At 71.5% G+C, this 15,504-nt stretch carries 10 protein-coding genes; all 10 read left to right on the top strand.

The features are described 5' to 3' along the window. Positions 1-147: 147 nt before the first annotated feature. The 10 genes from ACIRPT_RS06215 (at position 148) to ACIRPT_RS06170 (ending at position 15,461) form a co-directional block, all read left to right on the top strand. On the top strand, positions 148-1,389 hold the full coding sequence (locus ACIRPT_RS06215; protein WP_403822980.1) for a glutamate--cysteine ligase: 1,242 nt from the start codon (positions 148-150) through the stop codon (positions 1,387-1,389). 747 nt (positions 1,390-2,136) lie between these two features. Further along, positions 2,137-4,032, top strand: coding sequence for a chloride channel protein (locus ACIRPT_RS06210; RefSeq protein ID WP_403822976.1), 1,896 nt, complete (start codon positions 2,137-2,139; stop codon positions 4,030-4,032). 328 nt (positions 4,033-4,360) lie between these two features. After that, positions 4,361-7,969 carry a nitrate reductase subunit alpha gene (locus tag ACIRPT_RS06205; RefSeq protein ID WP_403823393.1) on the top strand — a complete coding sequence of 1,203 codons (3,609 nt, stop codon included), beginning with the start codon at positions 4,361-4,363 and terminating at the stop codon, positions 7,967-7,969. A gap of 1 nt (position 7,970) precedes the next feature. Then, positions 7,971-9,590: a nitrate reductase subunit beta gene (narH, locus tag ACIRPT_RS06200; RefSeq protein WP_403822973.1), complete on the top strand. Its 1,620-nt coding sequence runs from the start codon at positions 7,971-7,973 to the stop codon at positions 9,588-9,590. After that, positions 9,587-10,177 carry a nitrate reductase molybdenum cofactor assembly chaperone gene (gene narJ / locus ACIRPT_RS06195; RefSeq protein WP_403822970.1) on the top strand — a complete coding sequence of 197 codons (591 nt, stop codon included), beginning with the start codon at positions 9,587-9,589 and terminating at the stop codon, positions 10,175-10,177. The genes narH and narJ overlap by 4 nt, the downstream gene beginning before the upstream one ends. After that, the gene (narI, locus tag ACIRPT_RS06190) at positions 10,174-10,929 is read left to right on the top strand and encodes a respiratory nitrate reductase subunit gamma (protein ID WP_403822967.1); all 756 of its coding nucleotides are present in this window, start codon (positions 10,174-10,176) and stop codon (positions 10,927-10,929) included. The genes narJ and narI overlap by 4 nt, the downstream gene beginning before the upstream one ends. Before the next feature lie 245 nt (positions 10,930-11,174). Next, positions 11,175-12,065: an alkaline phosphatase family protein gene (locus ACIRPT_RS06185; RefSeq protein ID WP_403822964.1), complete on the top strand. Its 891-nt coding sequence runs from the start codon at positions 11,175-11,177 to the stop codon at positions 12,063-12,065. Between the two features lie 5 nt (positions 12,066-12,070). Further along, entirely contained in the window at positions 12,071-13,372 is a 1,302-nt protein-coding gene (locus tag ACIRPT_RS06180; protein ID WP_403822962.1) for an MFS transporter, read from the top strand. Positions 13,373-13,439: 67 nt separating this feature from the next. Then, positions 13,440-14,465 (top strand): TolB family protein, encoded by a 1,026-nt coding sequence (locus ACIRPT_RS06175; protein ID WP_403822959.1) that lies wholly within the window; start codon positions 13,440-13,442, stop codon positions 14,463-14,465. A gap of 270 nt (positions 14,466-14,735) precedes the next feature. Continuing rightward, positions 14,736-15,461, top strand: coding sequence for a hypothetical protein (locus ACIRPT_RS06170; RefSeq protein ID WP_403822956.1), 726 nt, complete (start codon positions 14,736-14,738; stop codon positions 15,459-15,461). Positions 15,462-15,504 lie beyond the last annotated feature (43 nt).

Raw genomic sequence — 15,504 nt, 5'->3', positions numbered from 1 at the left:
GGCACGGCGCCTGCGGTCGCCCCCGCGGGCCCGCCGCCGGTGACGAGTGCCTGCGCCTCTTCCCGCACGCGGATCCCCCTCAGCGGGTTGGGGAAATGGGTTGATACCCACTCGCATGCGATTACGTTAGGTGACAGGCTTCTCACCATGACGAGCCGGAACTGGACACGTGCCGACGCGCATCCTCTGGCAGCCGATGGTGAAGGGCGCCCCCGGGCCGCGGCCGGGCCGGCGGCCGTCACGGTGGGGGTGGAGGAGGAGTACCTGCTGGTGGATCCGGCCTCGCGGCAGCTCAGCACGGAAGCCGAGAAGGTCGTGGCACTGGCGGCCGCCGAACTCGGCGACCGGGTCACCACCGAAATCACCCGCTACCAGGTCGAGGTCCGCACCGATCCGCACACCGGCCTGACGAGCCTGAGAGACCAGCTCCACACCACACGTCGCGCGGTCGCGGACGCGGCAGCCCGTCTGGGGCTGCGCATCATTTCCAGCGGCACGCCCATCCTCGGCCAGCACACCCCGCCGCCGCTGACCCCCGGTCCCCGCTACGCCCGAAGCGCCGCGATGTTCCGCGCGCTGGATCACGAACAGACCGCCTGTGCCTGCCACGTCCACGTCGGCATCCCTGATCTGACCACGGCCCTGCAGGTGAGCAACCATCTGCGACCCTGGCTTCCCGCGCTCATCGCCGTCACCGCCAACTCGCCGTACTGGGACGCCCAGGACACCGGATACGCCAGCTGGCGGACCATGACATGGGGGCGCTGGCCGGTGGCGGGACCGCCTCCGTACTTCGAGTCCCGTGCCCACTTCGAGGACCTGCTCGACGACCTCATCGGCACCCGCACCGTCATGGACCGAGGCGGCCTCTACTGGGACATCCGCCCCTCCCATCACGTCCCCACCCTGGAGATCCGGGTCGCCGACGCCGCCCCCACCGTCGATGACACCGTGCTGCTCGCCGGAGCGCTCAAGGGCCTGACGGCCCTCGCCCTGGCAGCCGTACACCGCTCCGAACCCGCTCCGAACCCGCAGCCGGAGATGCTGCGCGCCGCTTGCTGGCGCGCCGCACGGGACGGCCTGGCCGGCCAGAGCATCAACCTGGGCGCCCGCCGGCTCGAGCCGGCCGGCACGCAGGTCGACCGGCTCTTCCACGCCGTGCGCCCCGTTCTCGAATCCACCGGCGACTTCGTCCCCCTGCGAGCCGCACGCGCGCGCCTCCGTACCGACGGAAACGGGGCCGTCCGGCAGAGAACCGCTTACGGCCGCCGGCGGAACGTCGCCGATGTCGTCGACTATCTGATCCGGACCACCGCCGCCACTGCCACCACCGCTGCCACCAGCGCTGCCGCCACCGACTGCGAGCAAAGCCCGCTCGACCCGGTGTAGGCGCCGACGGCCACCAGGTTGTTCCGAGATCCGCCTTCTCCAACGGTGGACGGTTCGGCTCGCGTGCCGGGCGTCCTGTTATAGATGGGGTGCGCCTCATGGATGGGGTGCGGCCGATAGTGGCCCGGGCATCGGGCCCCCTCCCCTCGCGGGCCGTGCCGGGCGCGGCGCGATCAGGGGCACAGGCGGTGCGCTCCGGCGCGGCGGGCGAGGCCCCGTGCCCCCGGACTGCGCCGGTTGCAACTATGCACCCGTCTCACTTTTGCAGAGTGCAATAGTATGCTCGTATCCATTACTCGAGGTGTCGTGGGCGCGACGACTTCGAAGCGAAAGGTGTGATGTCATGCAGGCCGAGCGGGAGCACGGAAGCTCCTCAAGCGTCTGTGTGTGCTGCGGGCACGCTCGCGAAGCCGCACGTGAGCGCCTGCACCTCACCGTCGACGCGGCAGCGGGAACGTACAGAAGTCCGTCGCCCGTCTCAGGGGCGGTCGCCATGAACCGCTCGCGCTGCGCCGGCTGACCGCGCCGGGCATCCGGCGGCGCGACCCGCACCGACGCGTGTCGCGGAACGGCCGCCGGGCTCTGTCCACTCCCGCATCCCTCTTTCTCCCCTTGCCTTGAGGGCGGCAACGTCGCCGCCCTGTGTCCACCGTCCCGGCGCGCCCCGCCGGGACTCGGCACGCCCGAACGGTGCACTCGGGCGTCCGGATACGACAAAACCGGCCTTCTCACCCCGGAGGTACCCTCATGCCCTGGTACAGCCCTGCCTCACCGCAGAGCGCTGCTCGACGTCCCCAACCTCAGCTGAAGATCCCGCACTTGGGCGACTTCCATGTCCCTCCGCGTGCCGTCCTCATCACGTCGTTGGCCATTCCGGTGGGCGCGGCGGCCGCGCTCGTCGCCGTCGGACTGCTCAAGCTCATCGCGCTCTTCACCAACCTGTGCTTCTACGGGCGGCTCAGCGTCGACTCCGCCACTCCGCACGGCACCGCGCATTCCTGGCTGCTGCTGGTGATGCCCGTGGTCGGTGGCCTGGTGATCGGGCTGATGGCCAAGTACGGCTCGGAGAAGATCCGGGGGCACGGCATGCCCGAGGCCATCGAGTCGATACTCATCGGCGGCAGCCGGGTCCAGCCCCGCGTCGCCCTGCTCAAGCCGACGTCCTCGGCCGTGTCCATCGGGACCGGCGGGCCCTTCGGCGCCGAGGGGCCGATCATCATGACCGGCGGCGCGGTCGGCTCGCTCATCGCGCAGTTCCTGCGGGTGACCACCGACGAGCGCAAGGCGCTGCTGGTCGCCGGGTCCGCGGCCGGCATGGCGGCCACCTTCAACGCTCCCCTGGCGGCCATTCTGCTGGCCGTCGAACTCCTGCTGTTCGAATGGCGTCCGCGCTCCTACCTGCCGGTGGCCGTGGCGGCCGTGACCGCCACTCTCGTCCGCGGTCCCCTTCTGGGCACCGAGCCGCTGTTCGCCGGCGCGCATGTCCCCACGCACCTCGGGCTGCCGGTCTACGGACTGTGTGTGGTGGCCGGCCTGACCGCCGGACTGCTGGCGCTGGGCGCCACCGCGCTCGTCTACTTCTCCGAGGACCTCTTCGCCAAGCTGCCCTTCCACTGGTCCTGGTGGCCGGCCATCGGCGGCGCGATCATCGGCGTCGGCGGGCTCATCGAACCCCGCGCTCTGGGGGTCGGGTACGACGTCATCGACCAGCTGCTGACCGGCCGGGCCACCGTGGGACTGATCATCGGCATCCTCGTGGTGAAGACGCTCATCTGGGGCCTGTCCCTGGGGTCGGGCACCTCCGGAGGCGTCCTCGCCCCGATGTTCATGATCGGCGGCGCGCTCGGCGCGGCCGAGGGGCTGGTCTTCCCGCACGTCAGCCCCGGTTTCTGGGCGCTGGTCTCGCTCGCCGGAGTGCTCGGTGGCGTCATGCGCTCGCCGCTCACCGGGATCGTGTTCTGCATCGAGCTCACCCACGAGATGAACGCCCTCATCCCCATGGTGATCACCGCGTCGGCCGCCTATCTCCTGTCGGTGGTCCTGCTCAAGCGCTCCGTGCTCACCGAGAAGCTCGCCCGGCGCGGTCTGCACCTGTCCCGCGAATACAGCGTCGACCCGCTGGAGGTCCACCTCGTCCGCCAGTTGCAGATTCCTCCCGCCGCCACCTTCCGCGCCGACGCGACCGCGGGCCAGGCCACCCGTGTGCTCCGCGAGGGCCATGACGCCGCGGACCCCGAGCAGCGACTGGCCCAGCGCCTGTACCCGGTCCTCGAGGCCGACGGCACCCTGTGCGGCGTGGTCACCCGCCGGCAGCTGCTGCGCACCCCCGCCGACGACCCCACGCCGCTCACCGAGCTCGCCCGCCCCGCCGTCACCGCGTATGACGACGAGACCCTGCGCACGCTCGCCAACCGGATGGCGCAGCATGAGGTGACCCGCATCCTCATCGTCGACCGCGGGGAGCGTCCCCACCTCCAGGGCATCGTGAGTCTGCGTCATCTGCTCCACGCCCGGCGCGTCGACCACCACGAGGAACACCACGTCGAGCGCGTACTGGGCCGGCGCCGCGACCGGGCGCTCGCGGAACAGCTCGTGCCGGTGGGCGAGCCCGCGGTCGCCGGAGGCGCCGCCGAGCGGATGTGAGCAGGTGGCGGGGGGTGAAGGGCGGCAATGTCCGCCCTCCCCCGCGAATTACATGCGAATGACAAGTATTGCAAAGGGCAAGAAAAGCCGCGTATAAGTCTTCTCAACTGTGTGTGTTCACTCCGCCACCAGGGGTGTTCGCGGGCGAAACTGCTGTCAGAGGAACACCGGTCTCTTCGGTGAGCAAGCCCTGCTCGGGGCGTGCCGACGGAGCCGGTGTCTCTGTCCACACGCCGCGAGAGGAGCGAGGGTGGTGCGACGCAGCGCCCGCAGGGAAGCCGAGCGGGTGGCGGCAGTGGCCGCCGAGCAGTTGTTGCGGGCCGGGCGGATGCTGCGACGCACCGACACGGCACCGGACCTGCGGGCGGTCTACCGCACCGATCAGCAGGTCAACGACGCCCCGTACCGCGAGCGTTGGGCGCACGACCGGGTCGTCCGCTCCACGCACGGGGTGAACTGCACGGGTTCGTGCTCGTGGAAGGTGTACGTCAAGGACGGTCTGATCACCTGGGAGACACAGGAGACGGACTATCCGTCGGTGGGCCCGGACCGGCCGGAGTACGAGCCCCGGGGCTGCCCCAGGGGGGCGTCGTTCTCCTGGTACACCTACTCGCCGACCCGGGTGCGCTACCCGCATGTGCGCGGCGTGCTGCTGGAGCTCTACCGCGCGGCGCGCCGGCGTCTCGGCGATCCCGTGGCGGCGTGGGCGGAGATCACCGGTGACCCGGACAAGCGCCGTGCGTACCAGTCGGCCCGCGGCAAGGGCGGTCTGGTGCGGATCGGCTGGGACGAGGCCCTGGAGATCGCGGCCGCCGCGCACGTCCACACCATCGCGACGTACGGCCCCGACAGGGTGGCGGGCTTCTCGCCGATCCCGGCCATGTCGATGGCCTCGCACGCCGTCGGCGCGCGGTTCATGTCGCTGATCGGCGCGCCGATGATCTCCTTCTACGACTGGTACGCGGACCTGCCCATCGCGTCCCCGCAGGTGTTCGGCGACCAGACCGACGTGCCGGAGTCGGGTGACTGGTGGGACGCGGCGTATCTGATCCTGTGGGGCTCGAACGTACCGGTCACCCGCACGCCGGACGCCCACTGGATGGCCGAGGCGCGCTACCGCGGGCAGAAGGTGGTGGTGGTGTCGCCGGACTACTCGGACGCGACCAAGTTCGCCGACGAATGGCTGCACCCGCACCCGGGGACGGACGGGGCACTGGCGATGGCCATGGGCCATGTGATCCTCTCCGAGTTCTTCGTGCAGCGGGAGGTCCCGTACTTCGCCGACTACGTGCGGAAGTTCACCGATCTGCCCTTCCTCGTCGAACTCGAAGCGCGCGACGGGGCGTTCGTGCCGGGGAAGTTCGTGACCGCCGCCGATCTGGAGCTGTCCGACGGCCAGGAGGAGGCGCGATGGCAGCCGGTGCTGCTGGACGCGGTCTCCGGCCGGCCCATCGTGCCCAACGGCACCCTGGGCGACCGCTGGTCCAAGCGCGGTCAGGGCCGGTGGAACCTTGACCTGGGCGACGTGGAGCCCGAACTCACCTTCCACCGGGCCGACGGTGACGGCGTCGAGGTCCTGCTGCCGCGCTTCGACCGCGACGAGGCCGTGCGCCGCGGCGTGCCGGTCCGCGAGGTCGGCGGGCGCCGGGTGACCACCGTCTTCGACCTGCTGCTCGCGCAGTACGGGGTGCGGCGTGCGGGGCTGCCGGGTGACTGGCCCGAGGGGTATGACGACGCGTCGCGGCCGTACACCCCGGCCTGGCAGGAGACGATCACGTCGGTGCCCGCCGGCGCGGTGGTGCGGGCGGCGAGGGAGTTCGCCCACACGGCGGAGAAGACCCGCGGCCGCTGCATGATCGTCATGGGTGCGGGGACCAACCACTGGTTCCACTCGGACACCATCTACCGCTCCTTCCTGACGATGCTGCTGCTCACCGGCTGCCAGGGCGTGAACGGCGGGGGCTGGGCCCACTACGTGGGGCAGGAGAAGGTCCGTCCGTACACCGGCTGGCAGCAGTTGCAGTCCGCCGCGGACTGGGTCCGCCCGTCGCGGCAGACGGCCGGAACGCCGTACTGGTATCTGCACACCGACCAGTGGCGGTACGAGGGCCGCGGCGCGGGCGCGCCGGCGTCGCCGACGGCGCGCGGCACGTTCGCCGGCCGCCATACCGCCGATCTGGTCGCGCAGTCGGTGCGGCTCGGCTGGATGCCGTCCGCGCCCATGTTCACCGCCAGTCCGCTGGATCTGGGGCGGGCGGTGCACGAGGCGGGGCACGAGCCCGACGAGTGGGTGGCCGCCCAACTCGCCGCGGGGCGGCTGGCGTTCGCCTGCGAGGATCCGGACGACCCGGCGAACTGGCCGAGGGTGCTGACGGTGTGGCGGGCGAACCTGATCGGGTCCTCCGCCAAGGGCAATGAATTCTTCCTGCGGCACCTGCTGGGGGCGAGCGACAACGCACGGGCCGAGGAGGCGCCGCCGCAGGACCGGCCGCGGGACCTGGCCTGGCGGGCCGAGGCGCCGCGCGGCAAGCTGGACCTGCTGCTCGCCCTCGACTTCCGGATGACCTCCACCACGCTGATGGCGGACCTCGTCCTGCCCGCCGCGACCTGGTACGAGAAGCACGACCTGTCCAGTACGGACATGCACCCCTACGTCCACGCGTTCTCGCCCGCGATCAACCCGCCCTGGCAGGCGCGCACCGACTTCGAGATCTTCCACGGCCTCGCGGAGAAGTTCTGCGCCCTGGCCAAGGGACGGCTGGACACCGCGTACGACCTGATGGCCACGCCCCTGCTGCACGACACGCCGGACGAGACGGCCCAGCCCGGCGGGACGGTCCACGACTGGCGGGAGGGCGCCCCGCCGCGGCCGGGCAACAACCTCCCCCGCTTCAGCCTCGTCGAGCGGGACTACACCGCGGTCGCCGACAAACTGGCGAGCTTCGGCCCGCTCGCCGAGGAGCACGGCATGACGGCGAAGGGCGTCACCGTGCATCCGCTCGCCGAGGCGCGCTGGCTGGGGGCCCGTTGCGGCACCGCGCCGGCCGGCCCGGCCCGCGGGCGCCCGCTGCTGGACACCGACGTGAAGCTGTGCGAAGCGATCCTGGCGCTGTCCGGCACGACCAACGGACGCCTCGCGGCGGAGGGCTTCGACCGGCTCGCCGAACGCTGCGGACCCGTCAGCGGACTCACCACGCTCGGCGAAACGGTCGCCGACCGGCGGGTGGTCTTCTCGGACACCCAGGACCGGCCCGTACAGGTGGGGACGAGCTTCGAATGGTCAGGCAAGGAGGCCCCGGACCGCCGGTACGCGCCGTTCACCGTCAACACCGAGCACCGCAAGCCCTGGCACACCCTCACCGGACGCCAGCACTTCTTCCTCGACCACGACTGGATCGCCGAGCAGGGTGAACAACTGCCGGTGTACCGGCCGCCGCTGGCCCCGGACACCAGGCCGGGCGAAACGGCCGACAGCGGCCGGTCGGTGACCGTCCGCTATCTCACCCCGCATTCGAAGTGGTCGATCCACTCCGAGTACCAGGAGAACCTCCTCATGCAGACACTGGCCCGCGGCGGCCCGGTCATCTGGATGAGCGTGGCCGACGCGGCGGCCATCGGTGCCGCGGACAACGACTGGGTGGAGGCGGTCAATCCCAACGGCGTGGTGGTCGCGCGGGCCGTGGTCTCGCACCGGATGCCGTCCGGCACGGTGTTCATGTACCACGTACAGGAACGCCTGGTGAACGTGCCGCGCACGCAGGCCGGCGGGCGCCGCGGGGGCGTGCACAACGCCCTGACCCGGCTGCTGATCAAACCCACCCATCTCATCGGCGGCTACGGCCAGTTGTCGTTCGCCCCCAACTACTACGGACCCACCGGCAACCAGCGCGACGCCACGACCGTGATCCGCCGCCGCACCCAGGATGTGGAGTACTGACATGCGCGTCATGGCGCACGTGGCGATGGTCATGAACCTCGACAAGTGCATCGGCTGCCACACCTGCTCGGTCACCTGCAAACAGGCCTGGACCAACCGGCAGGGCACCGAGTACGCCTGGTTCAACAACGTCGAGACCCGTCCCGGCCAGGGCTACCCGCGCGGCCATGAGGACCAGGACAAGTGGAAGGGCGGCTGGCGGCTGGACGTCCGGGGCCGCCTCGTCCCCCGCACCGGCGGCCGCGCCCGCCGCCTCGCCCGCCTCTTCGCCAACCCCGAACTCCCGTCACTCGACGACTACTACGAGCCCTGGACGTACGACTACGAGAACCTCATCTCCGCCCCGCTCGGCGACGACCTGCCCACCGCCCGCCCCCGCTCCCTGATCGACGGGCGCCCCACCGCGGTGACCTGGGGCCCCAACTGGGACGACGACCTGGGCGGCGGCCCGGACCATCTGGCCGGGGACCCGGTCCTGCAACGGATGAACGAACGGGTCGCCCTGGAGTACGAGCAGGCGTTCATGTTCTACCTGCCGCGCATCTGCGAGCACTGCCTCAATCCGGCCTGCGTCGCGGTGTGCCCCTCCGGGGCGCTCTACAAGCGCATCGAGGACGGCATCGTCCTGGTGGACCAGGACCGCTGCCGTGGCTGGCGGATGTGCGTGAGCGGCTGCCCGTACAAGAAGGTCTACTTCAACCACACCACCGGCAAGGCCGAGAAGTGCACCTTTTGCTATCCGCGGATCGAGGCGGGCGAGCCCACCGTCTGCTCGGAGACCTGCGTGGGCCGGCTGCGCTACCTCGGCGTCCTGCTCTATGACGCCGACAAGGTCGGCGAGGCCGCGTCCGTCCCCGATGAGCGGGACCTCTACGAGGCGCAGCTCGGCTGTTTCCTCGACCCGCACGACCCCGACGTCGCGCGCGCGGCCGAGGCGTCCGGCATCCCGCACGACTGGATCACCGCCGCCCGCCGCTCCCCGGTGCGCGACCTCATCACCACCTACCGCGTGGCGCTGCCGCTGCACCCGGAGTACCGCACCCTGCCCATGGTCTGGTACGTCCCCCCGCTCTCCCCGGTCGTCGACGCGCTGACCCGCAGCGGCCACGACGGGGAGGACCCGGCCGCGCTCTTCGGCGCCATCGATGCGCTGCGCATCCCGCTGGGCTATCTGGCCGGGCTGTTCACCGCCGGGGACACCGCGCCGGTCGAGGCCGCGCTGTGCCGCCTCGCCGCGATGCGCTCCCATATGCGCCGGATCAACCTCGGCGAGGAGCGCGATCCGGCGATCGCCCGCGGCGTCGGCATGGACGAGCGCTCGATCGAGGCCATGTACCGGCTGCTCGCCCTCGCCAAGTACGAGGAGCGGTACGTCATTCCCACCGGATACGTGGCCGATCCGGCCGCGGACCACGACGGCGGGGGATGCAGCCTGGACGGCGACGGCGGGCCCGGTATGTACGGACCGGGACCGGGCGACGCGGAGGCCTTCCATACGCCGCCGGTGTCGTCCGGCACGGCGCCGGAGAGCCGGCTGCGCGGCCGGCTCAACCTCCTGAACTGGGACGGCCGCGGCCGTCCGAGCGGCCTCTTCCCCCGGCGCGGCGGAGCCGACCGGTGAGCCGGCAGCGCGCCGTCCATCAGGCCGCCTCCCTGCTGCTCGGCTACCCGGACGCCTCCTGGCCCCAGCGGGTGAGCCAGGTCGCCGCCGCGGTCGGCCGGCTCGACGGCACCGCGGCCGGATTGCTGCTGCGTTTCTGCCGGGAGACGGCATCGGTGCCGCTCCTCGACCTGGCCGCGCGCTACGTGACCACCTTCGACCGCAGCCGCCGGCGCACCCTTCACCTGACCCACTACACGGACGGCGACACCCGCCGCCGCGGCGCCTCGCTCGCCGAGCTCAAGGCCCGCTACCGGGCGCACGGCTGGGAGCCCGCCGACGGCGAACTGCCCGACTTCCTCCCCGCCGTGCTGGAGTTCGCCGCCCGCTGCCCCGAGGCGGGCACCGCCCTGCTCGACGAGCACTGCGGGTCCCTGGACCTGCTCCTGCGGGCGCTCGACGACCACCACAGCCCCTACGCCCAGGTGGTGCGGGCCGTCCGCAGCACCGTGCCCGGCCGCCGGGCCGCCGTACCCGTACCGGAAATGCCGGGCCCCGTTCCCTTCCCGTTCTCAGGTGCCTTGGGCGACGAAGGAGTCCGCCGGTGACCACGCATGTGCACATCGCCCTGTGGGGCGTGCTGCCGTACCTCTCCCTGACCGTGCTCGTGGCCGGTACGGCGTGGCGCTACCGCTACGACCGCTTCGGCTTCACCACCCGCTCCAGCCAGCTGCACGAATCCCGGCTGCTGCGCGTCGGCGGCCCGCTCTTCCACTACGCCCTGTTCTTCGTCATCGGCGGCCACGTCATGGGCCTCCTCGTCCCCGAGGCGCTGACCGACCGGCTGCGGGTGAGCGAGACGACGTACCACACGGTGGCCCTCTCGCTGGGCGGCGCGGCGGGCGTCGCGGCCGTGTGCGGCCTCGGCATCCTGCTGTGGCGTCGGCTGCGGGTTCCTGCCGTGCGCCGCGCGACCAGCCGCAGCGACCGCCTGACCCACCCGCTGCTGACCGCCGTCCTGCTCGCCGGCCTGACCGCCACCGCGTCGTCGGCCGCCAACCCTTACGACTACCGGCTCGGCGTCTCCGTCTGGTTCCGCAGCCTCTTCGCGCTCGACCCGGACGTGCCGGCGATGGCCCACGCCCCGCTCGTCTACCAGGTGCACGCCGTGCTCGCGATGGCGCTCTTCGCGCTCTGGCCCTTCAGCCGCCTGGTGCACGCCTTCACGGTCCCGCTCGGCTACGCCGTCCGCCCGTACATCGTCTACCGGTCCCGCGCCCGCGTCACGCCCCACCGGCACCCCTCCGTCGGCATGCCCCCCACGCGCAGGAACGTCCGGGACGAGGAGCCCTGCCCGTAGGGCGCCGGGCCGCGCTCCCGCTGAGTTCCGGGTCCGGCACACCGACCACTTCGACCGCACCGACCGCACCGACCGCACCGACCGCACCCAAGGCCGCGTGAATTCTCGTCTCTGCGCGGCCGGTTGAAGCGGAACCACCATTCGCCTTTTCTTCATGTGCCGGATGCGGCCGAGTCCGCCGGCCGCTTCTAAGGTTGCGCCGTGCCGCCCCCCGAACGCTCGTTGCTCCTGTCCGGAGGACAGTCATGACCGCAGTAGAGGCACCCAAGCGCAGACGACGTACCCGCACCTCACTCGCCGGGGCCATGGCCCTCGCCGTCACTTCGATCGGGCTGTGGGTCACCACCGGATCCTCCGCCTCGGCCGCCGGGCTGCCGGCGCCGGACCATGTGGTGGTCGTGGTGATGGAGAACCACGCCTACTCCCAGGTGATCGGCAGTTCCAGCGCGCCGTACATCAACAACACCCTCAAGGCGGGTGGCGCCAACCTCACCCAGTCCTTCGGCCTCACCCACCCCAGTGAGCCGAACTACTACCAGCTGTTCTCGGGCTCCAACCAGGGCCGCACCGACGACAGCTGCGTCCCCGTCGGATCCCTCAACGCGCCGAACCTCGGCTCCGAGCTGATAGCCGCCGGGAAGACCTGGGCCAGCTACAACGAGGATCTGCCCAGCCAGGGCTCTACCGTTTGCAGCAGCGGCCAGTACGCGCAGAAGCACAACCCGTGGTTCGGCTTCTCCAACGTGCCGACCAGCACCGCGAAGACCATGACGCAGTTCCCGACCGACTACACGACCCTCCCCAAGGTGTCCTTCGTCGTACCGAACCTGTGCAACGACATGCACGACTGCTCGGTCTCCACCGGCGACTCCTGGATCCAGAGCAAGCTGGGCGCGTACGCGACCTGGGCGCAGACCCACAACAGCATCCTGGTCGTCACCTTCGACGAGGACAACAAGCAGTCGGGCAACCGCATCCCCACGGTCCTGTACGGAGCGCATGTCGCCCCCGGCAGCTCCAGCGCCACCACCTACAACCACTACAACACGCTCCGCACCTTGGAAGACCTGGCCGGTCTGACCACGCACGCCGGCAACGCCGGCTCCGCCTCCGACATCACCGGCATCTGGAACTGACGCCCGTGTACCTCGCGGACTCCCGCAGCACCAAGCCCGCCGTCGCCCCGGACACCCGTCCGGGGCGACGGCCCGCCGTGCCCGGCACCGTCCTGGCTCTCGGTGCGGTCAGCCTGATCACCGACATCTCCTCGGAGATGGTCACCGCCGTCCTCCCGCTCTACGTGGTCGCGGCACTCGGCCTCTCGCCCCTCGGCTTCGGCCTGCTGGACGGCATCAACAACGGCGTCGGCGCGCTGGTCCGGCTGGCCGGCGGCCACCTCGCGGACCGCGGCGGCCGGCGGCACAAGGTGGTGGCAGGGCTCGGATACGGGCTGTCGGCCCTGTGCAAACCGCTGTTGCTGCTCGTCCACGGCCTCCCGGCGATCGGCGCCGTACTCGCGGCCGACCGCACCGGCAAGGGCCTGCGCACCGCGCCCCGGGACGCGATGATCTCGCTGGCCACCCGGCCCGAACACCGGGGCAGGGCGTTCGGCGTGCACCGCGCCATGGACACCACCGGCGCCGTGCTCGGCCCGCTGGCGGCCTTCGCCGTGCTCCGGGCCACGGTCGACGGCTACGACGCGGTCTTCGCGGTCAGCGGCTGCGTCGCCGCACTCGGGGTCCTCGTACTGGTCCTGTTCGTGCCCCGCAGGATCACCCCCGGGTCGGCCCCGACGGCCACCTCCGAGACCGCGGCCCGGGGCGCCGGGCACTCCCCCGCCGACCCCACGCTGCGCGACGCGCTCGCGCTGCTGCGCCGCCCCGGACTCCGCAGGCTCACCCTGTGCGCCGCGCTGCTGGGCCTCACCACGGTCAGCGACTCCTTCCTCTATCTGCTCCTCCAGCGCGAACTGCGCCTGCCCGCGCACCTCTTCCCGCTGCTGCCGCTCGGCACGGCCGCGGTCTTTCTGCTGCTCGCGGTCCCGCTGGGTGCGCTCGCGGACCGTATCGGCCGTCCCCGGCTCTTCCTTGCGGGACATGGCGTCCTGCTGCTCGGCTACGGCCTGGTGCTCGCCCCTCTCCGCGGTGCCCCGGTCGCGGTCGCCGTCGCCGTCCTGGTGCTGCACGGCGCTTTCTACGCGGCGACCGACGGGGTGCTCGCGGCGGCCACCGCCGGCGCCGTCCCCGCCGAACACCAGGGCGCCGGGCAAGCCCTGGTGGGCACCGGCCAGGCGCTGGCCCGGTTCCTGTGCTCGCTCGCCTTCGGCGCCGCCTGGAGCCTGTGGGGCGGGCGCAGCGCGCTCGCCGTCACCGCCGCCGCGCTGGCGGTCAGCGCGGTCGTCGCGTCGGCCGCTCTCCGTACGACCGGTGAGGCAGCGGTGTGACCCGTCGGCCGCTGCCGCCGCTCCCCGCCCGAGGGCGTGTCCGCCCGTATGACCGATGAGGTGCTGTATGACCCGAACCGCCCGCCTCGCGATCCTGCTGGTCGCCGTACTGCTGCTGGGAACGGTCGGCGCGGTGGCGGTGTTGCGCGCCGCCGAACGGTCCGACGAGCGCAACCAGGAGCAGGCGGGCGGTCCGCCCGTCCGGACCGGCACCGTCTCGCTCCGGGCGGCCGACGCCGGCCGTCGGCTTCTCGTCCGCAACCTGGCCTGGGGCCCGCACCGCGACGAGATCGCCACCGTGCCCGCCGACCGCCCGGACGGGCCGCGCACCGTGTCCGGCGTCAAGTGCCTGCGCTTCCACGCGGCCGCCGGTACCGGCATCTGTCTACAGGCCGTGCACCACGCCTTGGACGACACCTACCGCGCCGTCGTACTCGACTCCCACCTGCGCGAACGGCATCACTTCCCGGCGGCCGGCATCCCGACCCGCGCCCGCGTCGCGCCCTCCGGTCACCTCGTCGCGTGGACGGTGTTCGTCAGCGGAGACTCCTACGCGGGGACCAAGTTCTCCACCCGCACCGCCATCGTGGACACCCGCACCTGGTCGATCGACGACAATCTGGAGTCCTTCGCCGTCACCAAGGACGGCCGGCCGTACCGCGCCTCCGACATCAATATCTGGGGCGTCACCTTCGCCGACGACAACCGCTTCTACGCCACCCTGGCGACCGGGGGCCAGACCTACCTCGTCCGGGGCGATGTCGCCGCCCGCACCCTCACCACCCTGCACCGCAACGTCGAATGCCCCTCCCTCTCCCCCGACGGCACCCGGATCGCCTACAAGAAGCGCGTTCCGGGAGCCTCGCCCGACGCCCCCTGGCGGCTGTACGTACTCGATCTGCGGGACATGACGGAGACCGCCACCGCCGAGCGGCGCAACATCGACGACCAGGCCCTGTGGGCCGATGGCTCCACCCTCGTCTACGCGCTCTCCGGCGACTACGGCTCGGATCTGTGGACGGTGCCGGCCGATGGCCGCGGCACGGCCCGGCGGCTGATGGTCTCGGCCCTCGCTCCGGCGTATCTGCCCTGATGAGCCACCGGCCCCGCTCTTCCGGGCCGCCGTTCCCGCGTGATGCTTGCCATAGGAAATTCTCGGAAGTCAGGGGCAACTGCCCGGTTTCACGGAGATCCTCCCCTGCGGCTCCCCGGCCGTCCGCCGTCGTCCGGTGACGGATCGCTGGGCGCCGCGGTCGTACAGCCTTACGATCAGCGCCTGCCGCACCGCACACCCCCATACCGCGACGGCCTTGTCTTCCCTTCCTGACTGCGTTTTGTTCCACTTGATCCAGAAGAAGGCTTCATGAAGCTTCGTCGTGCCCTGGTGACGGTCGCCTCGACCGCCCTGCTCCCGCTCGCCCTCACCGCCTGTTCCGGCGGCACCGACGGCTCCTCGAAGGACGCGTCCGCGCCGTCCGCCGGTTCGAAGGCCCCCTCGGCCGGCTCCCACCTCCTCAACGGCGCCAAGCTGAAGACCGTGCTGCTTCCGGCCGGAGCGCTGCCCAAGGGTTACAAGGCCGACCCGGGGGCCACCCGCGACTCGGGGAACGCCCTCGCGGCCCCCTCCCCGAAGAAGCCCGTCAACCTGGCGAAGGCCTGCCCGAAGCTGGAGGCCAGCGCCTGGATCCAGACCAGCGGCATCGAGGGCGCCGCGTTCGCCCAGGCCGACTTCACCAACGCCGCCCAGGAGGAGTTCAACGAGGAGGCGGACAGCTTCCGGGGCAACGACGCGGAACTGGTGATGAAGCGCCTGGCGCTGGTCTTCCAGAGCTGCGCGCACTTCAAGGACACCTCCAACGGCACCACCGCCTCGGTGACGGTCAAGTCCACGGTTGTGCCGAAGGTGGGCGACCAGACCCTCAAGGCCACCCTCTCCGCGCCTGAGTGGGAGGGCGGCACCACGCTGGTGGCGACCCGGGTCAAGAACGTCGTCATCACCACCTTCTACAACGTCCAGTCCAAGGACATGGGCGCCGCCGGCCTCGGTCTGACCGAGAAGATCGCGGCACAGGTACAGCACGCGAAGTAACCGGGCATAACGCGCCTTGATGGTGCGTTGGCCGGGCGAGGGC

It is taken from the genome of Streptomyces sp. NPDC101227 (assembly GCF_044767545.1).
In the GTDB taxonomy this organism is placed as follows: domain Bacteria; phylum Actinomycetota; class Actinomycetes; order Streptomycetales; family Streptomycetaceae; genus Streptomyces.
The sequence above is the reverse complement of the archived record's forward strand: the minus strand, read 5'-3'. Positions and strand labels throughout refer to the sequence as shown.

Excerpts from the sequence above, each read along its gene's own strand:
- ACIRPT_RS06215 (WP_403822980.1), top strand. The coding sequence starts at position 148 with ATGACGAGCCGGAACTGGACACGTGCCGACGCGCATCCTCTGGCAGCC.
- ACIRPT_RS06210 (WP_403822976.1), top strand. The coding sequence starts at position 2,137 with ATGCCCTGGTACAGCCCTGCCTCACCGCAGAGCGCTGCTCGACGTCCC.
- ACIRPT_RS06205 (WP_403823393.1), top strand. The coding sequence starts at position 4,361 with ATGCTGCGACGCACCGACACGGCACCGGACCTGCGGGCGGTCTACCGC.
- narH (WP_403822973.1), top strand. The coding sequence starts at position 7,971 with ATGCGCGTCATGGCGCACGTGGCGATGGTCATGAACCTCGACAAGTGC.
- ACIRPT_RS06185 (WP_403822964.1), top strand. The coding sequence starts at position 11,175 with ATGACCGCAGTAGAGGCACCCAAGCGCAGACGACGTACCCGCACCTCA.
- ACIRPT_RS06175 (WP_403822959.1), top strand. The coding sequence starts at position 13,440 with ATGACCCGAACCGCCCGCCTCGCGATCCTGCTGGTCGCCGTACTGCTG.
- ACIRPT_RS06170 (WP_403822956.1), top strand. The coding sequence starts at position 14,736 with ATGAAGCTTCGTCGTGCCCTGGTGACGGTCGCCTCGACCGCCCTGCTC.